This is a genomic window from Methylobrevis albus, from assembly GCF_015904235.1.
GTDB lineage: Bacteria > Pseudomonadota > Alphaproteobacteria > Rhizobiales > Pleomorphomonadaceae > Methylobrevis_A > Methylobrevis_A albus.
The window spans coordinates 37,013-62,660 of record NZ_JADZLT010000056.1 but is presented as its reverse complement, the minus strand read 5'-3'; the positions used below and the strand labels follow the sequence as shown (position 1 = coordinate 62,660).

25 protein-coding genes and 1 tRNA gene are annotated in these 25,648 nt (G+C 69.8%); 17 read left to right on the top strand and 9 right to left on the bottom strand.

The annotated features are described in order from the left end of the window. Window positions 1-137: 137 nt before the first annotated feature. The 6 genes from bamA to lpxB all read left to right on the top strand — a co-directional run bounded on the left by bamA (window position 138) and on the right by lpxB (window position 7,105). Complete coding sequence (gene bamA / locus I5731_RS17760; protein WP_197312758.1) at window positions 138-2,519, top strand: outer membrane protein assembly factor BamA; 2,382 nt, start codon at window positions 138-140, stop codon at window positions 2,517-2,519. A gap of 159 nt (window positions 2,520-2,678) precedes the next feature. Beyond that, window positions 2,679-3,731, top strand: a complete 1,053-nt coding sequence (lpxD, locus tag I5731_RS17755; protein WP_197312757.1) for a UDP-3-O-(3-hydroxymyristoyl)glucosamine N-acyltransferase — start codon at window positions 2,679-2,681, stop codon at window positions 3,729-3,731. Between the two features lie 47 nt (window positions 3,732-3,778). After that, entirely contained in the window at window positions 3,779-4,210 is a 432-nt protein-coding gene (gene fabZ / locus I5731_RS17750) for a 3-hydroxyacyl-ACP dehydratase FabZ (RefSeq protein ID WP_197313103.1), read from the top strand. A gap of 8 nt (window positions 4,211-4,218) precedes the next feature. Continuing rightward, on the top strand, window positions 4,219-5,034 hold the full coding sequence (lpxA, locus tag I5731_RS17745) for an acyl-ACP--UDP-N-acetylglucosamine O-acyltransferase (RefSeq protein WP_197312756.1): 816 nt from the start codon (window positions 4,219-4,221) through the stop codon (window positions 5,032-5,034). Further along, on the top strand, window positions 5,031-5,882 hold the full coding sequence (locus I5731_RS17740; RefSeq protein ID WP_197312755.1) for an LpxI family protein: 852 nt from the start codon (window positions 5,031-5,033) through the stop codon (window positions 5,880-5,882). Before lpxA ends, I5731_RS17740 begins: the two co-directional genes overlap by 4 nt. Beyond that, window positions 5,879-7,105 (top strand): lipid-A-disaccharide synthase, encoded by a 1,227-nt coding sequence (gene lpxB, locus I5731_RS17735; protein ID WP_197312754.1) that lies wholly within the window; start codon window positions 5,879-5,881, stop codon window positions 7,103-7,105. Before I5731_RS17740 ends, lpxB begins: the two co-directional genes overlap by 4 nt. Before the next feature lie 106 nt (window positions 7,106-7,211). Here lpxB and gltA read toward each other — a convergent pair whose 3' ends face one another. From gltA to rpsF, 7 genes are all read right to left on the bottom strand, one after another. Then, window positions 7,212-8,507: a citrate synthase gene (gene gltA, locus I5731_RS17730; protein ID WP_197312753.1), complete on the bottom strand. Its 1,296-nt coding sequence runs from the start codon at window positions 8,505-8,507 to the stop codon at window positions 7,212-7,214. 342 nt (window positions 8,508-8,849) lie between these two features. After that, window positions 8,850-10,001: an alanine racemase gene (gene alr / locus I5731_RS17725; protein ID WP_197312752.1), complete on the bottom strand. Its 1,152-nt coding sequence runs from the start codon at window positions 9,999-10,001 to the stop codon at window positions 8,850-8,852. A gap of 284 nt (window positions 10,002-10,285) precedes the next feature. Further along, window positions 10,286-11,773, bottom strand: coding sequence for a replicative DNA helicase (locus tag I5731_RS17720; protein ID WP_197312751.1), 1,488 nt, complete (start codon window positions 11,771-11,773; stop codon window positions 10,286-10,288). Window positions 11,774-12,104: 331 nt separating this feature from the next. Further along, window positions 12,105-12,662: a 50S ribosomal protein L9 gene (gene rplI, locus I5731_RS17715; RefSeq protein WP_197312750.1), complete on the bottom strand. Its 558-nt coding sequence runs from the start codon at window positions 12,660-12,662 to the stop codon at window positions 12,105-12,107. Between the two features lie 70 nt (window positions 12,663-12,732). Beyond that, window positions 12,733-13,686 (bottom strand): hypothetical protein, encoded by a 954-nt coding sequence (locus tag I5731_RS17710; RefSeq protein WP_197312749.1) that lies wholly within the window; start codon window positions 13,684-13,686, stop codon window positions 12,733-12,735. A gap of 197 nt (window positions 13,687-13,883) precedes the next feature. Continuing rightward, window positions 13,884-14,129 carry a 30S ribosomal protein S18 gene (rpsR, locus tag I5731_RS17705; protein WP_210336353.1) on the bottom strand — a complete coding sequence of 82 codons (246 nt, stop codon included), beginning with the start codon at window positions 14,127-14,129 and terminating at the stop codon, window positions 13,884-13,886. Beyond that, a complete protein-coding gene (gene rpsF / locus I5731_RS17700) occupies window positions 14,129-14,578 on the bottom strand; it encodes a 30S ribosomal protein S6 (RefSeq protein WP_197312747.1) in 450 nt (149 codons plus the stop codon). The genes rpsR and rpsF overlap by 1 nt, the downstream gene beginning before the upstream one ends. 360 nt (window positions 14,579-14,938) lie before the next feature. Here rpsF and fabD point away from each other — a divergent pair, with 360 nt between their 5' ends. The 6 genes from fabD (at window position 14,939) to I5731_RS17670 (ending at window position 20,871) form a co-directional block, all read left to right on the top strand. After that, window positions 14,939-15,883 carry an ACP S-malonyltransferase gene (gene fabD / locus I5731_RS17695; RefSeq protein ID WP_197312746.1) on the top strand — a complete coding sequence of 315 codons (945 nt, stop codon included), beginning with the start codon at window positions 14,939-14,941 and terminating at the stop codon, window positions 15,881-15,883. Window positions 15,884-15,923: 40 nt separating this feature from the next. After that, window positions 15,924-16,661: a 3-oxoacyl-[acyl-carrier-protein] reductase gene (fabG, locus tag I5731_RS17690; RefSeq protein ID WP_197312745.1), complete on the top strand. Its 738-nt coding sequence runs from the start codon at window positions 15,924-15,926 to the stop codon at window positions 16,659-16,661. Between the two features lie 253 nt (window positions 16,662-16,914). Next, a complete protein-coding gene (locus I5731_RS17685; protein ID WP_197312744.1) occupies window positions 16,915-17,151 on the top strand; it encodes an acyl carrier protein in 237 nt (78 codons plus the stop codon). 85 nt (window positions 17,152-17,236) lie between these two features. Beyond that, window positions 17,237-18,502 carry a beta-ketoacyl-ACP synthase II gene (fabF, locus tag I5731_RS17680; protein ID WP_197312743.1) on the top strand — a complete coding sequence of 422 codons (1,266 nt, stop codon included), beginning with the start codon at window positions 17,237-17,239 and terminating at the stop codon, window positions 18,500-18,502. A gap of 110 nt (window positions 18,503-18,612) precedes the next feature. After that, window positions 18,613-19,899: an endolytic transglycosylase MltG gene (gene mltG, locus I5731_RS17675; RefSeq protein WP_197312742.1), complete on the top strand. Its 1,287-nt coding sequence runs from the start codon at window positions 18,613-18,615 to the stop codon at window positions 19,897-19,899. Window positions 19,900-20,025: 126 nt separating this feature from the next. Then, window positions 20,026-20,871 (top strand): DUF2459 domain-containing protein, encoded by an 846-nt coding sequence (locus I5731_RS17670; RefSeq protein WP_407941857.1) that lies wholly within the window; start codon window positions 20,026-20,028, stop codon window positions 20,869-20,871. 46 nt (window positions 20,872-20,917) lie between these two features. Here I5731_RS17670 and I5731_RS17665 read toward each other — a convergent pair whose 3' ends face one another. After that, on the bottom strand, window positions 20,918-21,331 hold the full coding sequence (locus I5731_RS17665; protein WP_197312740.1) for a DUF2147 domain-containing protein: 414 nt from the start codon (window positions 21,329-21,331) through the stop codon (window positions 20,918-20,920). Between the two features lie 396 nt (window positions 21,332-21,727). On the opposite strand from I5731_RS17665, the gene I5731_RS17660 reads away from it, so the two are divergent. Together I5731_RS17660 and I5731_RS17655 are read left to right on the top strand one after the other, a co-directional pair. Beyond that, the gene (locus I5731_RS17660; RefSeq protein ID WP_197312739.1) at window positions 21,728-21,997 is read left to right on the top strand and encodes an SEL1-like repeat protein; all 270 of its coding nucleotides are present in this window, start codon (window positions 21,728-21,730) and stop codon (window positions 21,995-21,997) included. Between the two features lie 104 nt (window positions 21,998-22,101). Continuing rightward, window positions 22,102-22,193 (top strand) — tRNA-Ser (locus tag I5731_RS17655). Between the two features lie 63 nt (window positions 22,194-22,256). Here the strand turns inward: I5731_RS17655 and I5731_RS17650 are convergent. After that, window positions 22,257-22,559, bottom strand: coding sequence for a putative quinol monooxygenase (locus tag I5731_RS17650; RefSeq protein ID WP_197312738.1), 303 nt, complete (start codon window positions 22,557-22,559; stop codon window positions 22,257-22,259). A 213-nt stretch (window positions 22,560-22,772) separates the two neighbouring features. Between I5731_RS17650 and I5731_RS17645 the strand changes: the two genes are divergently transcribed. The 3 genes from I5731_RS17645 (at window position 22,773) to I5731_RS17635 (ending at window position 25,646) form a co-directional block, all read left to right on the top strand. Continuing rightward, the gene (locus tag I5731_RS17645) at window positions 22,773-23,015 is read left to right on the top strand and encodes a hypothetical protein (protein WP_197312737.1); all 243 of its coding nucleotides are present in this window, start codon (window positions 22,773-22,775) and stop codon (window positions 23,013-23,015) included. Window positions 23,016-23,106: 91 nt separating this feature from the next. Then, window positions 23,107-23,802: a Crp/Fnr family transcriptional regulator gene (locus I5731_RS17640; RefSeq protein WP_197312736.1), complete on the top strand. Its 696-nt coding sequence runs from the start codon at window positions 23,107-23,109 to the stop codon at window positions 23,800-23,802. Beyond that, window positions 23,799-25,646 (top strand): CHASE2 domain-containing protein, encoded by a 1,848-nt coding sequence (locus tag I5731_RS17635; RefSeq protein WP_197312735.1) that lies wholly within the window; start codon window positions 23,799-23,801, stop codon window positions 25,644-25,646. The genes I5731_RS17640 and I5731_RS17635 overlap by 4 nt, the downstream gene beginning before the upstream one ends. The last annotated feature ends 2 nt before the right edge of the window (window positions 25,647-25,648 follow it).

Genomic DNA, 25,648 nt, shown 5'->3' with positions numbered 1-25,648 from the left:
TGGTCGTCCGAATTGTTGTGCAGCGCGCTCGCGCGCTTGCAAGGGGTTTGAAAGACTGTAAAAACCTACTGTCTAGATTCCGTCGGGGACACTTCGGGCGGGAAGATCGACAGTTGAACAGCGGGTCCGAGTATCTCATGCGATCACTTTCCCAGTCGATGAAGGTCGTGGCCGTCGCGGCCGTTGTAGGCACCGCGATCCCGGTCGTGGCCGATAGCACGCCCGGGATCGGCGCCACGCCCGCTCATGCCGATGTGGTCAGCCGCATCAGCGTCACCGGCAACACTCGCGTCGACGCCGAAACCGTCATCTCCTACCTGACGATCCGGCCCAACCAGAACTTCGGCGCCGCGGATATCGACGCCTCGGTCAAGGCACTGTTCGATACGGGGCTGTTCGCCGACGTGCGCATCTCGCGCTCGGCCGGCGGTCTCGTGGTGGCCGTGACCGAGAACCCGATCATCGCGCGCGTCGCCTTCGAGGGGAACAGCCGCCACGACGACCGCGTCCTCGGCGCGACGGTCGAGCTGCAGCCGCGCTCGGTGCTGACCCAGGCGAAGGTCCAGTCGGACACGCAGCGCATCCAGGAACTCTACCGCCGCACCGGTCGCTACAATGCGACCGTCGAGCCGCAGACGATCGACCTCGGCCAGAACCGCGTCGCCCTCGTCTTCAACATCGACGAAGGTCCGCGCACCGAGATCTCCAAGATCTCCTTCATCGGCAACACCGCGTTCAGCGACGGCCGTCTGCAGGACGTCATCCAGTCGCGTGAGTCCGGCCTGTTCGGCTGGTTCCGCACCTCGGACAACTACGATCCCGACCGGCTCAACGCCGACCAGGAAGCGCTGCGCGTCTTCTACTACAAGCGCGGCTACGCCGACTTCCGGGTGATCTCGGCGGTCGCCGACTTCGATCGCGACCAGAACGCGTTCTTCATCACCTTCACGGTGGAAGAGGGCGCGCAGTACACCTTCGGCGACATCTCGGTCGAGACCACGCTGCCGGAACTCAACGTCGACGAGTTGAGTGGCACGGCGCGGACGCGGGCCGGCAACGTCTACAACTCCGAGGAAGTCGAGAAGACCCTCGAGGACCTGACGCTGGCCGTGTCGAGCAAGGGCTACGCCTTCGCCCAGGTCCGGCCGCGCGGCGAGCGCGACTACGAGAACCGCACGATCTCGATCACCTACTTCATCGACGAAGGCGCCCGCACCTACATCGAGCGCATCAACATCGTCGGCAACAGCCGCACGCGCGACTACGTCATCCGCCGCGAGTTCGACATCGCCGAAGGCGATGCCTACAACCAGGTGCTGATCGACAAGGCCGAGCGCCGCCTGAAGAACCTCAACTTCTTCGCCAACGTTCGCATCACGGCCGAGCAGGGCTCGCAGCCCGACCGCGTCGTCGTCAACGTGCAGGTCGAAGACCAGCCGACCGGCGAGATCTCCGTCGGTGGCGGCTACTCGAGCGAAGCCGGCTTCATCGTCCAGGTCTCGCTGTCGGAGCGCAACTTCCTCGGTCGCGGCCAGCAGGTGCGCGTCGCGGCAGGTCGCGGCGAAGACACCCAGACCTACGACCTGTCGTTCACCGAGCCGTTCTTCCTCGACCGGCGGCTGTCGGCCGGCTTCGACGTCTATCGCAACGCGATCGGCGACTCGGAACTCCTGCACCCGTTCGATGAGGTCATCACCGGCGGTGGCCTGCGCCTCGGCGTGCCGCTGACCGACGAACTGACCCTCGGCCTCAACTACAAGATCTTCGAATCGGAGATCACCGACATCCGTGGTGCCGGCGACGCCAACGGCGGCCGCTTCACCAGCGGCACCGATCCGATCAGCCTGACCAACCCGAATCTGATCGAGGAAGGCTCGCGCATCGTCTCGTCGCTCGGCTACTCGCTGACCTACTCGACGATCGACAACTTCCAGATGCCGCGCGAGGGCATCTACGCCCAGTTCGCCCAGGAAGGCGCCGGCGTCGGCGGCGATGCGCAGTTCCTGCGCACGACCGCGAAGGTCGACTACTACCAGGAGCTGCTGCCGGAGTGGGGCGTGATCGGCCACGTCGGTGCCCAGGCGGGTCACGTCATGGGTCTCGGCCAGGACCTCAGCTACCGCGACACCTTCCGCATGGGCGGCGACCTCGTCCGTGGCTTCGAAAACGCCGGCATCGGCCCGCGTGATCGCAGCTCGGGCTACGCCCTCGGCGGCGAGATGTACGTCGGCGGCACCGTCGAGACGATCTTCCCGATGCCGATCCTGCCCTCCGACTACGGCTTCTTCGGCTCGTTCTTCGCCGACGCCGGCACGGTCTGGGGCGTCGACAGCGGTACCGTCGCATCGACGGGTGCGGACGTGATCGGCGACGATGCGTCGATCCGCGCCTCGGTCGGCTTCGGCGTGCTCTGGCAGTCGCCGTTCGGCCTGCTGCGGGCCAATGTCGCCTATCCGGTGCTGAAGGACGACGCCGACGAGACGCAGCTGTTCAGCTTCTCGGCTGGTACCCGCTTCTGATCGGCGAAATCCGCCGCAATCGACCACACGGCCGCCGCTCTGCGGCGGCCGTTTCATTTTGGTGGCAGCCGGCGGCCGGATCGGGCATTGCATAGTCCGAACCGCTTCACCGCATCGGCCGCACGGCGCCCGGCGCCGCAACCAGCATAAGACCCCGCCATGTCCGATCCCGTGTTTTTCAGGCCGTCGAGACCGCTGACCGCGGCAGAGATCGCCGACCTCGTCGGCGGCAAGGTCGTTTCCGGCGACGCCGGCGTCGAGATCCGCGGCATTGCGCCGATCGGCGATGCCGGGCCGGGTGAAGTCACCTTCCTCGACAACACCCGCTATATCGAGGAGCTGCGCCGCACCCGGGCCGCGGCCTGCATCTGCGCGCCGAAGTTCGCCGCGCTCGCGCCCGAGGGCGTCACCATCGTTACCGCCGCCTCGCCCTATCGGGCCGCCGCGCTGGTGACGCAAGCGCTGTTCCCCTCGGCGACGCGGCTGACCGGTCAGTTCGAGCAACCGGGCGTCCATCCCGGCGCGCACGTCCATCCCGAGGCGCGGCTCGAGGACAACGTCACGGTCGAGCCGGGCGCCGTCATCGGCCCGCGAGCGGAGATCGGCCGCGGCACGGTGGTCTGCTCCAACGCCGTCATCGGCCACGACGTCCGCATCGGCCGCGATTGCTACGTCGGCCCCGCGGCCAGCATCCTGTTCGCCCTGATCGGCAACCGGGTGACGATCCACCCGGGGGCGCGGATCGGCCAGGACGGCTTCGGCTTTGCGATGGGGCCGGGCGGCCACCTCAAGGTGCCGCAGGTCGGGCGCGTCGTGATTCAGGACGATGTCGAGATCGGCGCCAACACGACGATCGACCGCGGCTCCAACCGCGACACGATCATCGGCGAGGGCACTAAGATCGACAATCTGGTGCAGATCGGCCACAACGTGGTGATCGGACGCCATTGCGTTATCGTCGCCCACGTCGGCATTTCGGGCAGCTCGCGGCTTGGCGATTTTGTTGCGCTCGGTGGTCAGGCCGGTATTTCCGGACATCTCACCATCGGCTCCGGCGCCCAGGTCGCCGGCCACAGCGGCGTCGCCGACGACGTTCCCGCCGGTGAGCGCTGGATGGGGACGCCCGCCGTGCCGCTGCGCCAGCATCTGCGCGAGGTTCGGACTTTGCGCAAGCTCGCGGCTGCGGACAAGGATACTGGAGAGAACACGTGACTGACACCGCCACCGAGGCACCCGCCGCACCGCGGACGCTGGAGATCATGGAGATCCGGCGGCTGCTCGAACTCCTGCCGCACCGCTATCCGTTCCTGCTGATCGACCGGATCATCGAGGTCGACAGCGATCGGTCCGGCATCGGCATCAAGAACGTCACCATCAACGAGCCGCAGTTCCAGGGGCATTTCCCGGACCGGCCGGTGATGCCGGGCGTGCTGATGATCGAGGGCATGGCCCAGACCGCCGGTGCCATGTGCGTCGCCTCGCGGACGCAGGTCGGCTCGCCGAAGGTGGTCTACTTCATGACCGTCGACAAGGTGAAGTTCCGCCGCCCGGTCGGGCCGGGGGACGTCCTCCAGTACCGCATGAAGAAAACCCGCAACCGCTCGAATATGTGGTGGTATTCCGGCGAAGCCTGGGTGGGGGACACCAAGGTGGCCGAGGCCGAACTCAGCGCCATGCTGGTGGACGAGTGACCGCGGCGATGACGTCTTCCGCCGCAGTCCATCCCACGGCCGTCGTCGAGCCGGGCGCGGTCGTCGGGGCGGGCGCCTCGATCGGCCCGTTCGCGGTGATCGGGCCCGAGGTCGTGCTGGGTGACGGCGTCGTGGTGCACAGCCACGCGGTCATCACGGGGCGCACCGAGCTCGGTGCCCGGACGCAGGTGTTTCCCTTCGCCAACGTCGGCGCGGTGCCGCAGGACCTGAAGTACCGCGGCGAGCCGAGCCGCCTCGTCGTCGGCAGCGACACGGTGATCCGCGAGCACGCCACGCTGCACGCCGGCACCGAGGGCGGCGGCATGCTGACCCGGGTCGGCAACCGCTGCCTGTTGATGGTCGGCACCCATATCGCGCACGACTGCATCGTCGGCGACAACGTCATCTTCGCGAACAACGCGACGCTGGCCGGCCATGTCCACATCGGCGACAACGTCATCCTCGGCGGCCTCTCGGCCGTGCACCAATGGGTGCGCATCGGCGACCATGCGTTCATCGGCGGCATGAGCGGCGTCGAGAACGACGTGATTCCGTTCGGCTCGGTGATCGGCAACCGGGCACGGCTCGGCGGCCTTAACCTCGTCGGCCTGCGCCGGGCCAACTATCCGCGCGAAGAGATCCACGCGCTGCGCGCCGCCTATCGAGCGCTGTTTGCGGGCGAGGGCGTGCTCGCCACCCGCGTTGCGGCGCTCGAGGCGGACGCCGGCGACAGCGTGCTGGTCGGCCGTCTCGTCGCCTTCCTGAAAGCCGGCGGCGACCGCGCCATCACCACGCCGCGCGAACGCGAGACCGACGCCGAATGAACGGCAGCGCGCCGCTCGGCATCATCGCCGGCAGCGGCCGGTTGCCGGCGGAGGTCGCCCGCGGCGCGGCGGCGAACGGCCGCGACGTGGTGATCTTCGGCATCGACGGCGAAGCCGACGCCGAACTCGCCCGATTTCGCCATCACCGCGTGCGCTGGGGCGAGATCGGTCGGCTGTTCGAACTGCTCACGCGTGAGAAGGTCGAGGAGATCGTGATCTGCGGCGCGGTTTCGCGGCCCGACTTCACCGCGATCCGGCTCGACTTCGGCGCCATCGTCAACCTGCCGCGCATTCTCGCCATGATGGTCGGCGGCGACGATACCGTGCTGCAACGCGTGGTGCGCTTCTTCGAGGAGCGGGGCTTTCGCATCGTCGGCGCGCACGACGTGGTGCCCGAGATCGTCGCCCGTCCCGGCCCGATCGGCCGGCTCGCCGTGCCGCGGCGCTTCGAGGACGACGTCGCCAGCGCCTCCGAGGCGGTCGGCATGCTCGGCCGGCTCGACATCGGCCAGGCCGTCGTCGCCGTCGGTGGCCGTGTCGTCGGCGTCGAGGGCGTCGAGGGCACCGACGAGTTGCTCCGCCGCATCGGCGAGCTGCACCAGCGCGGCCGGCTGCGCTGGAGCGGGCGCGCCGGCCTGCTGTTCAAGGCGGCCAAGCCCCAGCAGGACCTTCGGGTCGACATGCCGACGATCGGCCCCGCCACGGTGGAGGCCGCCGCCGCGGCCGGCCTCGCCGGCATCGTCATCGAGGCAGGCCGGGTGCTGATTCTCGACCGCGCGCTCACGATCCGCACCGCCGACGAAGCCGGCGTCTTTCTCGTTGCCCGCCATCGGACCTCAGACCCGTGAACCGACCCCTGAAGCTATTCGTCGTCGTCGGTGAAGAATCCGGCGACCAGCTCGGCGCCGGCCTCGTCGACGGACTGCGCGGCCGTATCGGTGACGGTCTCACCGTCACCGGTCTCGCCGGAACGCGCCTGACGGCGCGTGGCGTCGTCTCCCTGTTCCCGCTCGAAGAGATCGCGGTGATGGGCCTTTCCGCCGTGCTGGCGCGATTGCCGTCGATCGTCCGGCGCGTGCACGAGACGGTCGACGCGGTGCTCGCCGAAAAGCCCGATGTCCTGGTGATCATCGACAGCCCCGACTTCACCCATGCGGTGGCGAAGCGGGTGCGGCGGCGCGATCCGTCGATCCCGATCGTCGGCTACGTCAGCCCCAGCGTCTGGGCCTGGCGGCCGGGGCGGGCGGAGCGCATGGCGCGCTATGTCGATCACCTGCTCGCCATCCTGCCGTTCGAACCGGAGGTGCACGCCCGCCTCGGCGGCCCGGCCTGCACCTATGTCGGCCATCCGCTCGCCGAACGGCCGGAGCTGAAGGCCGCCGCCGCGCGTGGCCCCGCCGACCCGGCGCGGACGCCGACGCTGCTCGTGCTGCCGGGCAGCCGGCGCAGCGAGATCAGCCGGCTGCTGGAGCCGTTCGGCGCGACGCTGGCAAAGCTCGCCGCCGACGGCGTGCGCTTCGAGGCCGTGCTGCCCGCGGTGCCGCATCTCGAGGCCGAGATCCGCGCGGCGACGGCGGACTGGGCGGTGCAGCCGGAGATCGTCAGTGGCGAGGCGGCGAAGTTCGCGGCGTTTGCGCGCGCCGACGCGGCGCTGGCCGCCTCCGGCACGGTGACGCTGGAACTCGGTCTCGCCGGCGTGCCGATGGTCGTCGCCTATCGGCTCGACTGGTTCTTTCGCCGGCTGAAGGATCTCACCACGGTGTTCCCGTCGATCGCCAAGGCAAAATCGATGGTGCTCGCCAACATCATTCTCGGAACGAACGTCGTGCCGGAATTCCTCGACGACGACGTCAACCCGGACACCCTGGCGCCGCTGCTCGCCGATCTGCTCGACCCGGCGACGGGCGCCGCCGCGGCACAGCGCACCGCCTTTGCCGACCTCCGCACCCGCATGGCTTTGCCCGGCGACCGGCAGCCGAGCGACATCGCCGCCGAAGTGGTGCTCCGGATCGCGGCCCGCCGCGGCCAGGGCCTCGCCGTCGCCGGCGAGATTCCGCCGCGTACGGGCTGACGGCCCGGCCGGGAGCCCGGGCGCGTCGGGTTCGGCAGTCCCAGAAAGCAGAACGGCGCGGCAACCGAGGCTGCCGCGCCGTTCTTGCGTTTGAAGTCCGGGCCGCTCAGACGCGGTCGGTGATCGCGACGTATTCGCGCTGCGGCGCGCCGGTGTAGAGCTGGCGCGGGCGGCCGATGCGCTGCGACGGATCCTCGATCATTTCCTTCCACTGCGCGATCCAGCCGACGGTGCGCGCCACGGCGAACAGCACCGTGAACATCGTGGTCGGGAAGCCGAGAGCGCGCAGGGTGATGCCCGAGTAGAAGTCGATGTTCGGATAGAGCTTCTTCTCGACGAAATACTCGTCCGACAGGGCGACCTTCTCGAGTTCCAGCGCCACCTGCAGCAGCGGATCGTTGGAGAGACCGAGCTGGCCGAGCACCTCGTGCGTCGTCTTCTGCATGATGCGGGCGCGCGGGTCGTAGTTCTTGTAGACGCGGTGGCCGAAGCCCATCAGGCGGAACGGGTCGTTCTTGTCCTTGGCGCGCGCCACGAACTCCGGAATGCGGTCGGGCGTGCCGATCTGCTCCAGCATGTTGAGCGCCGCCTCGTTGGCGCCGCCGTGCGCCGGGCCCCAGAGGCAGGCGACGCCGGCCGCGATGCAGGCGAACGGGTTGGCACCCGAGGAGCCGGCGAGGCGCACCGTCGAGGTCGACGCGTTCTGCTCGTGGTCGGCGTGCAGGATGAAGATCCGGTCCATTGCTTTCGCAAAGATCGGGTTCGGTTTGTATTCCTCGCACGGCACGCTGAAGCACATCTTCAGGAAGTTGGCGGCGTAGTCGAGGTTGTTGTCCGGATAGACGAACGGCTGGCCGATCGAATACTTGTAGGCCATCGCCGCGATCGTCGGCATCTTCGCGACCATGCGCAGCGAGGCGACCATGCGCTGGTGCGGGTCCGAGATGTCGGTCGAGTCGTGATAGAAGGCCGCGAGCGCGCCGACGACGCCGACCATGACCGCCATCGGGTGCGCGTCGCGGCGGAAGCCGGAGAAGAACCGGTTCATCTGCTCGTGCAGCATGGTGTGGCGGGTGACGCGGTAGTCGAAGTCCGCCTTCTCCGCCGCCGTCGGCAGTTCGCCGTAGAGCAGCAGGTAGCAGGTTTCGAGGAAATCACCCTGCTCGGCGAGCTGCTCGATCGGGTAGCCGCGGTGCAGCAGGATGCCCTCGTCACCATCGATGTAGGTGATGCGGGATTCGCAGGCGGCCGTGGAGGTGAAGCCGGGATCGTAGGTGAAATGGCCGGTCTGGCCGTAGAGCTTCGAGATATCGATGACGCTCGGGCCGACGGTGCCCTGCTTGACGGGCAGGCTGGTGGCCTCGTTGCCGAGCGTGAGGGACGCTGATTTTGTCTCGCTCATGCGGTCCGACCTCCTGATCTCATGATGTTGCGTCCCGCGGGGTCCGGAACGGTGGCGCGGCGACCGGGCGCCGCAGCGACGCCGGCTGGAACCAGGCTCCCGTTCGCTCCGGCGAGGGCTGCCGGCGCCCGGTGGCGCGATCGCCCGGGAAGGGACAAGGGGAGCATCGGACCAGGGCCGAGCCCCGAAAATCCTTCCCCGGTGTCCGGCGCCGCCTTGAAGCGGCCGCATTCGGGGCGGGCACGAGAACCTTAGGTATCAATTGCCTATCGGAAAATGTGCAGTGCGGCAAGGGAACGCACATGCACAAAACGTCGAGAGGGCGGCAGGCGTCGGCGCGGGTCAGGGGCCGATGAAAACCCGGCGGAAACGCGTGCCGAGGCTGGTGAGAAACTCATAGCCGATGGTCCCGGCGCGCGCCGCGGTGCGGTCGATCGGCACGTTCGGGCCGAAGAGTTCGGCGAAGGCGCTGCGCTGGGCGAGATCGGCGGGCAGATCCGTGACGTCGAGCGCAATCAGGTCCATCGAGACCCGGCCGACGATCGGCGCAAGGTGCCCCTCGACGGCCGCCGCCGCCCCGGCCCGGCCGGTCTGCGAGCCGGCGGCGCGCAAAAAACCGTCGGCATAACCGACGGAGATGATGGCGATGCGGCTGTCGCGCGGCGCCTGCCAGACGGCCGAATAGCCGACGCCGTCGCCGGCCGGCACGTCGCGCACCAGCATGATCCGCGCCTCGAGCGTGACGACCGCGCGCATCGGATTGGACGATCCGGCCACGGCCGACCCGCCGTAGAGCGCGATGCCCGGCCGCAGGAGATCGTGATGCGCGGCCTTGTCGAGGAAGATCCCCGCCGAATTGGCGAGCGACGCCGGCAGGGTCGGAAACAGTTCGCGGACGGCGGCGAAGCGCGCGAGTTGCAGCGCGTTGAGCGGATGCTCGGGTGCGTCGGCGCAGGCGAAATGGCTGACGAGCAGCACGGCGCCGGAGGCGGCGAGCGCCGCGGCGTCTCCCGAAAGCTCGGCGGCCTCGGCGAGGCTGAGGCCGAGCCGGTTCATGCCGGTGTCGACGTGGATCGCCGCGGGCAGGTCACCGCCCTGGGCGCTGCGAAACGCCGACCACTCGGCGATCTCGTCGGTGCTGCCGAGCACCGGACGCAGCCGGTGCGCGGCGAAGAACGGCGCCGCGCCCTCGAACAGGCCGTTGAGCACATAGATCGCGGCGTGCGGCGCCACGGCGCGCGCGCGGGCGCCTTCGCTCGGCAGCGCGACGAAGAAGGTCCGGCAGCCGGCACCCGACAGTGCCCCGACCACCGGCTCGATGCCGAGGCCGTAGCCGTCCGCCTTCACCACCGCCGCGCACTCCGCGCCGGGCGCGCGGGCCCCGAGATCGCGCCAGTTGGCGACGAGCGCGCCGAGGTCGATCGTCAGCCGCCCGCCGGCGAGCGACGGGTCGAGCGGTTCGGCGGGGGAGGTCTCGGGCAGGGCGAAGATCATGGTCGGGAAGGCTAAGCGATTCCCGTGCCGCGATGCAGCGCATTCTGTGGAGGGCAGGGGGCTTCGATTGTCCTGCCTAGGCTTTGCCGTGGGACGGCCCCCTCCCTGTCCCTCCCCCGCTTCGCAGGAGAGGGTACGCAGGAGGAAAGGGCGCCGCCATCAACAGTGTTTCGCCATGGCGCCGTCGCAGTTGTGCAGAAGACCTCACGCCCATCGTCCCCTCTCCTGCGAAGCGGGGGAGGGACAGGGAGGGGGGAGGCCACACGGCACACCCCCCGCTCGACCTACTCCATCCGCATCGGCGCGTAGTCCACCCGGGCGAGGTTCGAGAAGCGCGTGACGTGGCTGTCGAACTGCAGCTTGACGGTGCCGGTCGGCCCGTGGCGCTGCTTGGCGACGATGATCTCGGCGACGCCGTGCACCGATTCCATCTCGGCCTGCCACTTGAAGTACTCTTCCGAGCCTTCCTTCGGCATCTTCGACTGCAAGTAGTACTCATCGCGGTAGATGAACATCACCACGTCGGCGTCCTGCTCGATCGAGCCGGATTCGCGCAGGTCCGACAGCTGCGGCCGCTTGTCTTCGCGACTTTCGACCTGGCGCGACAGCTGCGAAAGCGCGACGATCGGCACCGAAAGCTCCTTCGCCAGCGCCTTGAGGCCGGTGGTGATCTCGGTGATCTCCTGCACGCGGCCGCCCTGCGCGCTCTTCGAGGTGCCGGACAGCAGCTGCAGGTAGTCGACGATCAGCACGTCGAGGCCGCGCTGGCGCTTCAGGCGGCGCGCCCGGGCGGCGAGCTGGGCGATCGAGATGCCGCCGGTCTGGTCGATGTAGAGCGGCAGCGTCTGCATTTCCTGCGCGACGGTGGCGAGCCGGGCGAACTGGTCCTCGTCGATCGCGCCGCGGCGAATGTCGGAGGAAGAGATCTCCGACTGCTCGGCGAGGATACGCGTCGCGAGCTGCTCGGACGACATTTCGAGGCTGAAGAAGCCGACGATGCCGCCGTTGACCGTCTTCAGCGTGCCGTCCGGCTGCTCCTCGGCCTGGTAGGCGCGGGCGATGGCGAAGGCGACGTTGGTCGCGAGCGAGGTCTTGCCCATCGCCGGGCGGGCGGCGAGCACGATCAGGTCGGAGCGCTGCAGGCCGCCCATCTGGCGGTCGAGGTCGTCGAGCCCGGTCGAGATGCCCGACAGATGGCCGTCGCGCTGGAAGGCGGCGGCGGCCATGTCGATGGCGTCGCGCAGCGCTTCCGAGAAGGTATGGAAGCCGCCGTCGTAGCGGCCGGTCTCGGCGAGTTCGAACAGGCGGCGTTCGGCGTCCTCGATCTGGGTGCGCGGCGGCATGTCGATCGGCGCGTCGAAGGCGATGTTGACCATGTCCTCGCCGATCCGGATCAGGTTTCGGCGGACGGCGAGGTCATGGATGGTGCGGCCGTAGTCCTCGGCGTTGATGATCGTCGTCGCCTCGGAGGCGAGGCGCAGCAGATACGACGTCACCGACATGTCGGCGATCTGGTAGTCGGCCGGATAGAAGCTCTTCAGCGTGATCGGCGAGGCGACCTTGCCGCCGCGGATCAGCTGCGTGCACTTCTCGTAAATCTGGCGATGCTGCTCGACGAAGAAATGCGGCGGCTCGAGGAAATCCGAGACGCGGAAGAACGTCTCGTTGTTCATCAAGATGGCGCCGAGCAGCTGCCGCTCCGCCTCAACGTTGTGCGGGGCGACGCGCGACAGCGCCGACGGATCTTCGAGTTTGCGAGCGGGTGCGATCATGGATGTTCGGGGTCTGGTCCAATGGGCTGCCGGCCGCGTTCATGGTCGCCGGGCGACCGTGATGGACCGGTTTGGTTGACCGGACATTAACGCGCGCCGCCGAGGGCAAGGCCGATTTTACGCCGCTTACCCCGCTATCAACAGGGCCGCGAAAAAGGCCCGGGCTGTGAGCGGTGCTGCATTGACTCACACGAATCCGGCAACGCCGCGACGCCGCCGCGGGCGACGAAAAATCCTCAGCCGGAAAAGCAAAAAGGGCACCCGCGCGGGTGCCCTTCGTGTCGGAACGGGAGGGCGGGTTCGCCGCGCGAATCGCCGCCGACGGGGCTGATCAGCCCTCGTCTTCCTCGGTGTCTTCCTCGTCGAGGATCGAGCCGACTTCGCGCACGAAGCCCTCGTCGCGCTGGGTGAGGTCTTCACCGCGCGCCTGGCGCGAGGCTTCGTCCTCGGAGCGGGCGACGTTGATCGTGATCACGGCCGAGACCTCCGGGTGGAGAGCGACGGTGACCGGATGCACGCCGATCGCCTTGATCGGGGCGGCAAGGTCGACCTGGCTGCGGCTGACGTCGAAGCCGGCGGCGATGAGCAGGTCGGCGACGTCACGGGCGGAGACCGACCCGTAGAGCTGGCCGGTTTCGGCCGCCTGGCGGACGACGACGAAGCTGCGCTGGTCGATGCTGACCTTGAGGCTCTCGGCATGGCCGCGACGCTCGGCGTTGCGGGCCTCGAGGTTGGCGCGGTCGGCCTCGAACTTCGACTGGTTCGCCTTGGTGGCGCGCAGCGCCTTGCCCTGCGGCAGCAGGAAATTGCGGGCAAAGCCGTCGCGGACGCGGACGGTGTCGCCCATGTTGCCGAGCCGGCCGACGCGTTCGAGCAGGATGACTTCCATGTTTCTTACTCCTTGGGGTTCGTCTGGTCTTTGATCAGGGATACGCGGGGATACTGGAAACGGGGCCGGCTCAGTCGGGTCCGGCGAGCTTGCGACGGCGCAGGCCGAGCAGCGTGTCGGCGGCGCCGAGCACCGTCATCACCAGCAGCGGCAGCGAGAAGAACAGCAGCGTCACGCCGTAGATCGTGGCGAGCACGATGCCGCGGGCGGCGTTGCCGCGCGTCAGCACATGCACCACGGCAAAGCCGGCGATCGACAGCACCATGGCGAGCGCGCCGGCGAACGCCCGGGCGACCAGGCCGAGTTCGCCCGGCGCAAACGACACCGCGACGGCGACGGCGAAAACCGCGACGAGCGACGGCTCGAGCTGGAAGCGCACGGTGATGTCGTCCTTCGGGCGCAGGAAGCGGCCGGAAATCCGCACAACCATGGCGGCGAGCCAGAGGTCGAGCGCCATCATGCCGGTCCAGAACAGCGCCAGCGTCAGCGGCATCAGGCTGACGTAGAGCCGGATCATGCCGTCGGTGTCGGCATCCTGCAGCCGGGCGACTTCGGCCGGGTCGTCGATCGCCTCGGCGAGCGCCAGGCGGAAGCTCTCGACGAAGCTCTCGATCGAGAAGCCGCCGACGAAGCCGACGACGACCAGCGAAGCGGCGGTGACGAAGGCGATGCGGCTGGCGATGCGGCCGATCGGATACCACTCGGCCGCGGTCGCGGGACCGGTGCCCGTCTCGTCCGCCGGCCGGGCGAGGCCGGCGAGGTAGGCGTAGTAGGCCATCGGCAGCGCGGTCACCAGGCCGAAGCCGAAGGCGACGGTCGGCGACATCACGCTGGAAACGGTGATGATCGCGACGATGGCGGCGACGAACCCGGGCAGGGTGCCCCAGCCGAGGCCGACGATCGCGATGGGCAGCGGGGAGATCAGGGAGAGCGGCAAGGCGAATGCGCCGCCGCCGAGAATGGCGGCGAACAGGATGGCCGCGGCAACACCGCCGGCAACGCCGATCGCAAGGCTCGTCCACATGGGTTCGCTGTCCCGCCTGTCGCGGTTAGAGACGCCGCACCGGGCGCCCCAACTTGACGTTCGATCCTGTCACCGGCCGCAACCTGGCTGGGCCGGCATGAGGGAGCGGGGCGACGCAGCGTCCCGGTCCGGTGGCCGTGCCGCCCGCACCCGACTGGTCGGGGCGGGCGGCCGGTCGTTGGCAGTGGTGACCGGTCTTACTTGATCACGAAGGGCAGCAGGCCGAGGAAGCGGGCGCGCTTGATCGCCTTGGCGAGCTCGCGCTGCTTCTTCGCGGAAACGGCGGTGATGCGCGAGGGCACGATCTTGCCGCGCTCGGAGATGTAGCGCTGCAGCAGGCGCACGTCCTTGTAGTCGATCTTCGGGGCGTTGGCGCCGGAGAACGGGCAGGTCTTCCGGCGACGGAAGAACGGACGGCGTGCGGGGGACTGGCTGATTTCCATCACTCGTTACCTCCGGTTTCGTCGCGGCGGGGACCACGGTCGCGGCGGGGGCCACGGTCGCCACGGTCACCGAAACGGCCGCCGCGCTCACCGCGGTCGCCGCGCTCGCCCGGACGGTCGTCACGGTCGCGCTTCTGCAGCATCGCCGACTGGCCTTCCTCGAGCTCCTCGACCGAAACGGTCATGAAGCGCAGGACGTCCTCGTTGATGCGCATCTGGCGCTCCATCTCCGCGACGGCCGCATGCGGCGCGTCGAGGTTGATGAGCACGTAATGGGCCTTGCGGTTCTTGCGGATGCGATAGGCGAGGGCCTTGAGGCCCCAGTTCTCGACCTTCGCGACCTTGCCGCCGTTCTGCTCGATGATGGTCTTGTACTGGTCGACGAGACCGTCGACCTGCTGGCTCGACACGTCCTGTCGGGCCAGAAACACGTGCTCGTAGAGCGCCATGTGATCTTGCCTTTCCGTTTAGACCCGGCGCGGAGCCCCTTCGATGCCCTTGCTGAAAGGCTCGACGAAGTCTTGGCGTTTCGAGAGCGGGAACACGGGAAGACGGACCTTTGCGATGGTCCCTCACGCGAATCGCCTTCTCCAATGGAAAAAGCGACCGCGAGCTTCCGTTCAGCCCCCGGCCGGGTGTCGCTCTCAGCGACAGGCGCGGCTTATACACGGAAACCGCCGGAAAGCAAGCCGCGTGGGGCGGCGCAAGCCGATCCCGCCCTTGACTTGCCCGCGGCCGCGCGGGCATAGGCTGCCGCAACGAGCGCGCCGGACGTCGGTCCCGCGCGAAGCTGCACGAGGGCGACCAGCATGTCGACGGCATTCGTCTTTCCTGGACAGGGCAGCCAGACCGTCGGCATGGGCAAGGCGCTGGCCGATGCCTACCCGGCGTCGCGCGCGGTGTTCGAGGAAGTCGACGAGGCGCTCGGCCAGAAGCTCTCCGACATCATCTGGACCGGCCCCGAGGCGACGCTGCAGCTGACCGCCAATGCGCAGCCGGCGCTGATGGCCGTGTCGATCGCCGCGCTCCGCGCGCTGGAGAGCGAAGGCGTCCGCCTCGCCGATGTCGCGTCTTATGTCGCCGGCCATTCGCTCGGCGAGTATTCGGCCCTCGCCGCGGCGGGTGCGATCGGCGTCGCCGATACGGCGCGGCTGCTGCGCATTCGCGGCGACGCGATGCAGGCGGCGGTGCCGGTGGGCGAGGGCGCCATGGCGGCGCTGCTCGGGCTCGACTACGAGGCGGCGGTCGCGGTGGCGGCGGAGGCGGCCGGCGACGAGGTTTGCGCCGCGGCGAACGACAACCAGCCCGGCCAGGTCGTGGTCTCCGGCCACAAGGCGGCCGTCGAGCGGGCGATGGAGATCGCCAAGGGCCGCGGCGCCAAGCGCGCGTTGCTGCTGCCGGTCTCCGCGCCCTTCCATTGTTCCCTCATGCAGCCCGCCGCCGACCGCATGGCCGAGGCGCTGGCGGCGGTGACGGTGTCGGCGCCGGTGGTGCCGGTCGTCTCCAACGTGCTCGCCGCCCCGATCAGCGATCCGGACGAGATCCGCCGCCGTCTGGTCGAGCAGGTCACCGGCACGGTGCGCTGGCGCGAGAGCGTCGAATGGCTGTCCTCGGCGGGCGTCGACCGCTATGTCGAGATCGGCGCCGGCAAGGTACTGTCGGGCCTCGTCAAGCGCATCGCCAAGGATGCGCTGACCCTCAATGCCGGGGCACCGGACGACATCGCCGCCGTGAAGGCCGCCCTCGGCCTCTGAGGTCCGTCGTCCCGGGTCCCCGCTTCGAAAAGGAAACGCCATGTTCGACCTCACCGGCATGACCGCCCTCGTCACGGGCGCGAGCGGCGGCATCGGCAGCGCCATCGCCAAGGCGCTGCACGGCCAGGGCGCGACGGTCGCGCTGTCGGGTACGCGCGCGGCGGCGCTGGAGACGGTGGCGGCGGAACTCGGCGACCGCGTGCACGTCGTGCCGGCGAATCTCTCGGACCGCGAGGCGGTCGAGGGCCTCGTCCCGGCGGCCGAAGCTGCGATGGGCGGGCTCGACATCCTCGTCAACAACGCCGGCATCACCCGCGACGGTCTCTTCATCCGCATGAAGGACGACGACTGGGACCAGGTGATCGCCGTCAACCTCACTTCGGCGTTCCGCCTGTCGCGGGCGGCGGTGAAGGGCATGATGAAGCGCCGCTACGGCCGCATCATCGGCATCACCTCGATCGTCGGCGTCACCGGCAACGCGGGGCAGGGTAACTATGCCGCCGCCAAGGCCGGCATGATCGGCATGACCAAGGCCCTGGCCCAGGAGGTCGCGACCCGCAACGTCACCGTCAACACCGTGGCGCCGGGCTTCATCGAAACCGCGATGACCGAGGTGCTGAACGACAAGCAGCGCGAGGCGACGCTTGCGCAGGTCCCGGCCGGCCGGCTCGGCACCGGCGACGAGATCGCCGCCGCCGTCGTCTATCTCGCCAGCCGCGAGGCCGCCTACACCACTGGGCAGACCTTGCATGTGAATGGCGGCATGGCCATGATCTGACACAGGAATTCAGATCGCCCGGCGTCCTGCCGGAGCGACTGGAAGACGCCCCCGCTGCCGCTGGCAAAGGGGACCGAAGTATGTTACCTAGCCGCCAACACTCGCCGGAATCTCCAGCGTTAAATGCCGGAAAATGGCTTGCAGCCGCCGTATCCTCGACGCCTGGCGCGTCAAGCGGCTGCCGCGGGCGAAACGACAAGCCCTGGGTCACATCTTCCCTGGGCCCCATCTATCGAACTGAGGACTTCTGGAAATGAGCGATATCGCCGACCGCGTTAAGAAGATCGTGATCGAAAACCTCGGTGCCGATCCTGAGAAGGTCACCCTCGAGGCCAGCTTCATCGAAGACCTCGGCGCCGATTCGCTCGACACCGTCGAGCTGGTCATGGCCTTCGAAGAAGAGTTCGGCGTCGAGATTCCGGACGACGCTGCCGACACGATCCAGACGGTCGGCGATGCGGTCACCTACCTCACCAAGGCGACCGCCTGAGGACTTGACCTCGATCGGCCCGCGGGGTCGGCCCCCGCGGCCGGTCTCCGGCCCGGGGGTCCACCCCCGTCGGAGTTCCTGATCTATGAGAAGAGTCGTCATTACCGGGCTTGGGATGGTCTCGCCGCTCGCCAGCGGCGTCGAGGCGACCTGGGATCGAATCCTTGCCGGCAAGAGCGGTGCACGCCGGATCGACACCTTCGAGGTGGATGATCTGCCGTGCCAGATCGCCTGCGTCATTCCCCGCGGCGACGGCAGCGACGGCACGTTCAATGCCGATCTGCACCTCGAGCCGAAGGAACAGCGCAAGGTCGACGACTTCATCGTCTTCGCCATCGCGGCGGCCGACCAGGCGGTCGCGGATTCCGGCTGGACCCCCACCGACTACGAGGACCAGATCCGCACCGGCGTGCTGATCGGATCCGGCATCGGCGGCATCGCGGGCATCGTCGAGGCGGGCTACACCCTGCGCGACAAGGGTCCCCGCCGCGTCAGCCCCTTCTTCATTCCCGGCCGCCTGATCAACCTCGCCTCCGGGCACGTCTCGATCAAATACGGCTTCAAGGGCCCGAATCACGCGGTGGTCACCGCCTGCTCGACCGGCGCGCACGCGATCGGCGACGCCGCCCGGCTGATCGCCCTCGGCGATGCCGAGGTCATGGTCGCCGGCGGCACCGAATCGCCGGTCTGCCGGATCTCGGTCGCGGGCTTTGCCGCCTGCAAGGCGCTCTCCACCAACTTCAACGACCGCCCGACCGAAGGCTCGCGCCCCTACGACAAGGACCGCGACGGCTTCGTGATGGGCGAGGGTGCCGGCGTCGTCGTGCTCGAGGAACTCGACCACGCGCTGGCCCGCGGCGCCAAGATCTACGCCGAAGTGGTCGGCTACGGCATGTCCGGCGACGCCTATCACATCACCGCCCCCTCGCTCGACGGCGACGGCGCCTACCGCTGCATGAAGGCGGCGCTGGCCCGCGCCGGCGTCACCCCGTCAGAGGTCGACTACATCAACGCCCACGGCACCTCGACGCCGCTCGGCGACGAGATCGAACTCGGCGCGGTACAGCGGCTGGTGGGCGACGCGGCGTCGGGGATCTCGATGTCGTCGACCAAGTCGGCGACCGGCCACCTGCTCGGCGCCGCCGGCGCGGTGGAGGCGATCTTCTCGGTGCTGACGATCCGCGACGGCATCGTGCCGCCGACGATCAACCTGACCAATCCCTCGGTCGAGACCGAGATCGACCTCGTGCCCAACGTCGCCAAGCGCAAGACGGTGGACATCGCGCTGTCGAACAGCTTCGGCTTCGGCGGGACCAACGCATCGCTGGTCTTCCGGCGCTACGCAAACTGACGTCCGGCGTGCCACGGCACGCCGCGACCGCCGCGGACGGGGATCCGTGGTTTCGCCACAAACTGGCTTGAACGTCTGGTGGGGGCTGACGAGCGATTTCGGAGCACGACATGGACTCGAATGCGGACGCTAACGGCGAGAAGCCGCCGGAAAGCGGTGCTGCGGGAGAGCCCGCGCCGTCAAAGCGCGTCAATCCCAAGAGCCCGCGCGAGGCGCTGGCCCCCGAGCCGGCCCCCGCGCCGCCGCGCTCGCGCAGCGTACGCCACCCGGTGGTGGTCGCGCTCAACGCGCTGATCATGATCATTGTGCTCGCCTTCATGGCGGTCGGCGGCGTGCTCTACTGGGGCAAGTCCGAGTTCAGCGCGCCCGGCCCGCTCACCGCCGAGAGCAGCGTGATCATCCAGGCCGATTCGTCGCTATCGGACATCGCCGCCAAGCTCGAGGACGAGGGGGTCATCTCGAGTTCGCTGGTGTTCCGCGCCGGCGTCCGCGCCTACCAGACCGAGCGGCGGCTGAAGGCCGGCGAATACGGCTTCAAGGCCGGCATCAGCATGCAGGAGGTCATGGACCTGCTCGTCGAGGGCAAGGCGATCCTGCACCCGTTCACGGTGCCGGAGGGCCTCACCAGCCAGCAGATCATCGCCCGCCTGCGCGAGGAGCCGCTGCTCGAGGGCGAGGTGGCCGAGGTGCCGCCGGAAGGCTCGCTGCTGCCCGACACCTACATGTTCACCCGCGGCGCCCAGCGCTCGGTGATCGTCGAGCGCATGCGCCGGGCGCATGACGCGGCGCTCGCCTCGGTCTGGGAGCGGCGCCGGCCGGACCTGCCGATCAGCTCGCCCGCCGAACTCGTCACGCTCGCCTCGATCGTCGAGAAGGAAACCGGCCGGGCCGACGAGCGGCCGCGCGTCGCCGGCGTGTTCATCAACCGGCTGCGCCAGGGCATGCGGCTGCAGTCCGACCCCACGATCATCTATGGCCTCGTCGGTGGTCAGGGCTCGCTCGGCCGGCCGATCCGGCGCAGCGAGATCGACCGCGAGACGCCCTACAACACCTACCGCATCAACGGCCTGCCGCCGGGCCCGATCGCCAACCCCGGCCGCGCCGCGCTCGAAGCCGTCGCCGGCCCGTCGAACACCGACGAGCTCTACTTCGTCGCCGACGGCACCGGCGGCCACGCCTTTTCGCAGACGCTGGCCGAGCACAACCGCAACGTCGCCCGGCTGCGCCAGATGGAGCGCGCCGCCGCGGCCGCCGCCACCGACCAGGTGCCCCTCGACGAACTCCCCGACGCCGAGCCTGCCGGCAGCGAGCCGGCACCCGCCGACGCGATCGACCTGCGCGACGGCGAGCCCGCGCGCGACCCCGCCGAACCGCTGCTGCCGCAGCCGCGGCCTTGACGCGGCGCCCGGCCGTGCGCCGGGCGCGAAAAGGCGCGGGCGTCGGCATTCATTCGTCGGCAGGTCAGCACTGCTTCACCTCCCGGCAGGCATAATGGCCGCCGTGCGAATCGGAGGGGGACGGCAATGGCCAAGGCGGCGACGGGCGGCAAGCCCAGGAGCGGAACCTCGCGGGCCGGCGCGAAGCGGCCGGCCGCTGCACCGCGCCAGCGGGCACCGCGGCCGAAGATGCCGCCGCCTCCGCCGCCCGAGGCACCGTTCCTGGTGCGGGCCGCGCGGGTACTGCTCGCCTATGTCCTCATCATCGGCGCCGGCGTCGTCGCCGCGATCTTCTTCACCGCCGAGCCGAACGACCCGGTGATGTTCCCGCCGCGCGCCGGCGCCGCGACCATCGAGGTCGCCGTCGTCGATCACGGCTGGCATACCGGCCTCGTGGTGCCGACCGACCGGCTGCGCCAGTTCGCCTATACCGACGACCATGCCGCGCTGATCGAAATCTCGGAGCGCTTCCTTGCGCATCGCTGGGTCGAGATCGGCTGGGGCGACGCCGACTTCTACCGCACCAGCGGCAATCTCGACGTCGCGACGCTGATCCAGGCCGGCGTTGCCCTCGCCGGCGGCGAGCGCGCGACCGTGCTGCACGTCGTCGGCCTCGACGACCCGCCGACGACCGTGTTCGGCCGGGCCCGAATCGCGACGCTGCCGCTCTCCGAGGGCGGCTTTCGCCGGCTGGCGACCTTCATCGAGGAGAGCTTCCAGGTCGACGAGACCGGGTCGCCGGTGAACATCGGCCCCGGCCGCTATGGCGACAGCCTGTTCTTCACCGCGCTGGGCAACTACAGCCTGCTGACCAACTGCAACCACTGGATCGCGCATGCGCTCGGCGCCGCAGGGGTGCCGACCTCGCGCATCACCGACACGCTGTCGGCGGGCGTGATGGCCAACCTCCGCTGGCGCGCCGGCGCTTCCTGAGCGGGCAGGGCGGCAAGGCCCCGGGCTGCCGCCTTCGCGGCACCGGTCAGCGCACGCGCTGCCAGGTCTCGCCCTTGCAGATCAGCCCGCCGAGCACGCAGCCCTCGAGCCGCAGCGCGTCGGCGGCCTCGAGCACCAGGAAGCCCTGATAGGTGCGGCCGTCCTCGGCGTTGTAGAGCTGCCCGCGCCAGCGACCGGGACGGTCGGTGGCGGCGGCCTCGTGCACGATGCGGGTGCCGAGCAGCGGCCGGCCGCGCAGCGCCGGGTCGGGATTGAGTTCGTCGGTATAGTCCTGGTCGAGGTGCACCAGCGTGCCGCAGAGATGCGCGCCGCAGGGGGCGATCTCCATGTGCGCCTCGCCGCTCGGTCGCTGCCAGACGCCGACCGGCTCGGCGGCAGCCGATTCGGCACCCGCCGCCAGCAGCAGCACGGCAAGCCCAGCAGCCCCGAGACCCCGCATCTCCCGTCTCCCTGAAAACCGCCGCCCTGCGGCGGCTCCCGCATGCCGCGACCGGGCGTCACTCCGCTCGTCGCCCGATCATATCCGATCGCGCCCGGCGCGTCCGCCGCCGGATCCGTCAACCGGCGAAACGGGCGATCGCACGGCGTGGTGAAGCAATGGTTGATTCGATCCGAGACACGAGTCGCGGCCAGACGCGGTCTTTCCGCGCGACTCCGCGGAATCGATGGTAAACCGGACGCCAATTTAAGATCTCATTTTAGCTTTCTTCGAGCAAAATTAAGCTCGTCGTTTAACGGCCGATTCAAATCGCCGGAGCAAGATTGCGTCATGAGCCGGGGAAAACCGGCCGGAGCAAGACAAAGACGTTTCGTCTCCAAGTAAATGAGGTGGACAATGGCCCGGCTTGAATTGAATGCCAATGAGTTTGTCGTCGATGGTCAGACCGCGACTGCCGACATCTTCTACCAGCTCGGAATCATGTACGCGATCGGCCGCAGCGTCGAGGCCGACCTCGTCACCGCGCACAAGTGGCTCAACCTCGCCGCCTTCCGCGGCAACCGCGACGCCGCCGCCTATCGCCAGGAAATCGCCGCCGACATGTCGGCCGCCGAAATCGCCGCCGCCCAGCGCGCCGCCCGGGAATGGCTCAGCACCCAGCATTGAGCCGCATAGCCGCCGCAACCCCCACCGTCGCCGCCGCTCTTTGCCGGCGCCGGGAAACCCGTGCTTGACCAACGCCCCGTGTTCCTTTAGCCATCCACGTCGCCGGAGACGTGGCCGAGAGGCTGAAGGCACTCGTTTGCTAAATGAGCATACCCCCAAAAGGGTATCGAGGGTTCGAATCCCTCCGTCTCCGCCACTTTCCCTTTCGCTGCCGGTTCTTGCCGGTCGTTGTTGAAGTGGCGTCGCAAGTCTTGCCGCGTCAGCCCGCCACCTGCACCAGGCGGTGCAGCGCGAGATCGGCGACGAGGTCGCCGGCGCCGCTCGCCCGGAAGCGCCGGATGGCGTCGCCCTCCATGTGCGCCTGCCACGCCGCCTCGCTCGCCCAGCTCTCCACGAAGATCCGCACCCGGCCGTCGTCGAGCGACTGGTGCAACTCGTAGCGCAGGCAACCGTCCTCGGTGAGCGTCTCGGCCACCAGAACCTCCTGCGCCGCCAGCAGCGCCGCCTCCATGCCGGGCTTTGCGGTGGCGATCGCGATGACGGTGAGGGGCGCGTCGGACATCGAACATCTCTCCAAAGGACCGGGCCGGGAGCGGACCGCGCCGCCCGCCGGTCAGCCGGCTGCAGCGTCGCCGGATCGCGGCGACTCGATGAGCCGAGGCTATCGGCTCATGACGCGACGGCGCGACAGATTTCGTCACCGGGGTCCATGACGACCCGTTGACTCCACCCCGAAAGAGAACATTATAGGAACAAGCTGCTTGAGAGGATCGTCATGTCGACCGCGACCGTCTACATCGTCACGCCCTTCAGACCCGGGGCCCGGGGCTCGCTCGCGCCCGGTGAACCGCGCCGCTGCAGTTCCGAGGCCGAGGCGATGCGGGCGGCGGATGCGATGATGCTACGGGCGCGCGGCGTCATCGTGCTGCGCCAGCAGGAGGACCCGCAGGTCGACTTCTTCGGCGAGCCGAGCGTGATCGCCCGGCGCGGCGACGTGCCGGAGATCGCGCTCGACTGAGCCGGCGGGCACCGGCGCCGGTGCGGAGCGACGGCCATTGCACGCGGCACCGGCGGCTCTGTATCGTCGGGCCGGGGAGGCGCGGCGCGCGATGACGGGGGAGATCGAGGCGGTCCTGCGGCAGCAGGCGCTGTTCGCCGGGGCAGGGGACGACGACATCGCCCGGCTGGCGGCGGCGGCGCGGCGGCGCAGCTGGTCCGCCGGCACCATGCTGTTCCAGCGCGGCGACCCCGGGCAGGACCTGATCCTCGTCACCGCCGGCCGCATCCGCCTGTCGATCCTCTCGGCCGACGGGCGCGAACTCGGCCTGCGCCACGCCGAGGCCGGCGCGTCGCTCGGCGAACTCGCCGTGCTCGACGGCAGTCCGCGCAGCGCCGACGCGACGGCGGTGACCGAATCGGCCGGTCTCGTGATCGCGCGCGCCGACCTCGACCGCATCACCGCCGAACGGCCGGCGATCCTCCGATCCTGCATTGCCTATCTCTGCGCCCGCCTGCGCGACACCACCGACCAGATGGAGAGCATCGCGCTCTACCGGTTGGAAGCGCGGCTCGCCCGCATGCTGCTGGCGCTGGCGCGCGCCCAGAAGGCGGGCGACAGCGGCACGGTGACGATCGAACTGCCGCTCAGCCAGTCGGAGATCGCCGACATGATCGGCGCGACGCGGCCGCGGGTGAACGGCGCCTTCGCCGCGCTCGAGGATGCCGGCGCCCTGAAGCGCACCGGCGCGGCCGTCGTCTGCCGCCTCGCCGTGCTCCGCGCCATCGGCGAAGGCGGAGGCGCGTGACGGCCGCCGCCCTGCCGCCCGTCGCCCGCCGCCGCGCGGTCCTCGCCGGCCTCGCCGGGGCGCTGATCGCGGCCGTCCTGCTCGCCGCCGACCCCGGCGGGTTGGCCCGCACCGCGCGCGATCGGACCCTCGACGTCGTCGCCCTGATCAGCGCCGCGCCCGGCGACGTCACCGTGGTCGAGATCGACGCCGACAGCCTCGCCGCCCTCGGGCCGTGGCCGTGGCCGCGCGCGATGACGGCACGTTTGATTGCGGCGATCGCCGCCGATCGCCCGGCCTTAATCGCCGTCGACATCTTGTTCGCCGTACCCGGCGCCGACGATGCCGCGCTCGTCGCGGCGGTCGGCTCCGCGCCGGTGGTGCTCGCATCGCTGTTCTCCGGCCGGCCGGATGGCCCGCCACCGCGCCATCCCGCCGCCGTCGTGGTGCGTGAGCGCGACCCGAGGCTGGCGCCGTGGCGCGAGGCGGGGCTGGTCGAGCCCGATCCGGCGATTGCCGCCGCCGCCGGCGCCATCGGCCTCGCGGCGCTCGCCGCCGATCCCGACGGCATCGTCCGTCATGCCCCGCTGCTCGCCCGCGCGGGTGACACCGTCGTCGCCGGCCTTGCCGCGGAGGCGGTGCGGGTGGCGCGCGGCGCCAGCGCCTTCATCGTCGACGGCGAAGTGCTGCACATCGCCGACCTCGCCGTGCCGCTGCCGCCGGCGGCCGACCTGCGCATCCGGCCGGCGCCGGCCACGCTCTGGCCGCAGCGCACCCTGTCGGCCGCGGCCGTGCTCGGCGGCGACGTGCCGGCCGGCCGATTTGCCGGGCGCATCGTTCTCCTCGGCGGCGGCGCCGCCGCCCTCGGCGCGCTCCGGCCGAGCGCGGCCGGCCCGGTGACGCCGCAGGTGCAGATTGCGGCCGACGCCGTGGAGACGATCCTCGCCGGCACCGCGCCCCGCCGGCCGGCGGCGGCTCTTTGGGCCGAGCCGCTGGTGGGCCTCCTCGCCGCGCTGCCGGCCGTCACCGCGGCGCTGTCGTTCGGCACGGCGGCAACGGCGGCGGTGGCGCTGGGCCTAGCGGCGACGCTCGCCGGCGCGGCGTTGGCGGCGTTCCTCGCCGCCGCCCTGGTGTTCGATCCGCTCGGGCCGGGGCTGGTGGTGCTCGCTGGCGCGGGGGCGGCGATGGCGATGTTGGGGCTGGAGGCCCGCCGCGCCGCTGCCCGCATCCGCCGGCGCTTCGAGCAGCACCTCGCGCCGGAAGTGGTCGCCCGTATCGTCGCGCGGCCCGACCTCGTCAAGCTCGGCGGCGAACGGCGCATGGTGACGGCGCTGTTCACCGACATCGAGGGCTTCACGGCGCTCGCCGAGCGCCTGCCGGCGGAGGAGCTGGTGGCGCTGCTCGACGCCTATTTCGGCCGCGTCACCGCCATCGTCACCGCCCACGGCGGCATGGTCGACAAGATCGTCGGCGACGCGGTGCACGCCTTGTTCAACGTGCCGCTCGACCTTGCCGAGCACGCCGACCGCGCCGTCGCGGCCGGGCTCGCCATCCAGGCGGCGACCGAGGCGTTCCGCGCCGAGCCCTCCGTCCGCGACCTCGCGCTGGGGCGCACGCGCATCGGCATCGAGAGCGGCATTGCCGTGGTCGGCGACGTCGGCGCCGGCGACAAGCTCGACTACACCGCGCACGGTTCCGCCGTGAACACCGCCGCGCGGCTCGAGGCGCTGGGCAAAACACTGGGAACCGGCATCATCGTCGGCCCGGCCTGCCGCGCGCTCTGCCCCGCGCGGCGGTTCCGCAGCCTCGGCAGCGTCGACGTGCGCGGCCGCGGCCCGCTGGAGCTGTTTTCCCCCGAGGGCTGATG

Excerpts from the sequence above, each read along its gene's own strand:
- bamA (WP_197312758.1), top strand. The coding sequence starts at position 138 with ATGCGATCACTTTCCCAGTCGATGAAGGTCGTGGCCGTCGCGGCCGTT.
- lpxD (WP_197312757.1), top strand. The coding sequence starts at position 2,679 with ATGTCCGATCCCGTGTTTTTCAGGCCGTCGAGACCGCTGACCGCGGCA.
- fabZ (WP_197313103.1), top strand. The coding sequence starts at position 3,779 with ATGGAGATCCGGCGGCTGCTCGAACTCCTGCCGCACCGCTATCCGTTC.
- lpxA (WP_197312756.1), top strand. The coding sequence starts at position 4,219 with ATGACGTCTTCCGCCGCAGTCCATCCCACGGCCGTCGTCGAGCCGGGC.
- I5731_RS17740 (WP_197312755.1), top strand. The coding sequence starts at position 5,031 with ATGAACGGCAGCGCGCCGCTCGGCATCATCGCCGGCAGCGGCCGGTTG.
- gltA (WP_197312753.1), bottom strand. The coding sequence starts at position 8,507 with ATGAGCGAGACAAAATCAGCGTCCCTCACGCTCGGCAACGAGGCCACC.
- alr (WP_197312752.1), bottom strand. The coding sequence starts at position 10,001 with ATGATCTTCGCCCTGCCCGAGACCTCCCCCGCCGAACCGCTCGACCCG.
- I5731_RS17720 (WP_197312751.1), bottom strand. The coding sequence starts at position 11,773 with ATGATCGCACCCGCTCGCAAACTCGAAGATCCGTCGGCGCTGTCGCGC.
- rplI (WP_197312750.1), bottom strand. The coding sequence starts at position 12,662 with ATGGAAGTCATCCTGCTCGAACGCGTCGGCCGGCTCGGCAACATGGGC.
- I5731_RS17710 (WP_197312749.1), bottom strand. The coding sequence starts at position 13,686 with ATGTGGACGAGCCTTGCGATCGGCGTTGCCGGCGGTGTTGCCGCGGCC.
- rpsR (WP_210336353.1), bottom strand. The coding sequence starts at position 14,129 with ATGGAAATCAGCCAGTCCCCCGCACGCCGTCCGTTCTTCCGTCGCCGG.
- rpsF (WP_197312747.1), bottom strand. The coding sequence starts at position 14,578 with ATGGCGCTCTACGAGCACGTGTTTCTGGCCCGACAGGACGTGTCGAGC.
- fabD (WP_197312746.1), top strand. The coding sequence starts at position 14,939 with ATGTCGACGGCATTCGTCTTTCCTGGACAGGGCAGCCAGACCGTCGGC.
- fabG (WP_197312745.1), top strand. The coding sequence starts at position 15,924 with ATGTTCGACCTCACCGGCATGACCGCCCTCGTCACGGGCGCGAGCGGC.
- I5731_RS17685 (WP_197312744.1), top strand. The coding sequence starts at position 16,915 with ATGAGCGATATCGCCGACCGCGTTAAGAAGATCGTGATCGAAAACCTC.
- fabF (WP_197312743.1), top strand. The coding sequence starts at position 17,237 with ATGAGAAGAGTCGTCATTACCGGGCTTGGGATGGTCTCGCCGCTCGCC.
- mltG (WP_197312742.1), top strand. The coding sequence starts at position 18,613 with ATGGACTCGAATGCGGACGCTAACGGCGAGAAGCCGCCGGAAAGCGGT.
- I5731_RS17670 (WP_407941857.1), top strand. The coding sequence starts at position 20,026 with ATGGCCAAGGCGGCGACGGGCGGCAAGCCCAGGAGCGGAACCTCGCGG.
- I5731_RS17665 (WP_197312740.1), bottom strand. The coding sequence starts at position 21,331 with ATGCGGGGTCTCGGGGCTGCTGGGCTTGCCGTGCTGCTGCTGGCGGCG.
- I5731_RS17660 (WP_197312739.1), top strand. The coding sequence starts at position 21,728 with ATGGCCCGGCTTGAATTGAATGCCAATGAGTTTGTCGTCGATGGTCAG.
- I5731_RS17650 (WP_197312738.1), bottom strand. The coding sequence starts at position 22,559 with ATGTCCGACGCGCCCCTCACCGTCATCGCGATCGCCACCGCAAAGCCC.
- I5731_RS17645 (WP_197312737.1), top strand. The coding sequence starts at position 22,773 with ATGTCGACCGCGACCGTCTACATCGTCACGCCCTTCAGACCCGGGGCC.
- I5731_RS17640 (WP_197312736.1), top strand. The coding sequence starts at position 23,107 with ATGACGGGGGAGATCGAGGCGGTCCTGCGGCAGCAGGCGCTGTTCGCC.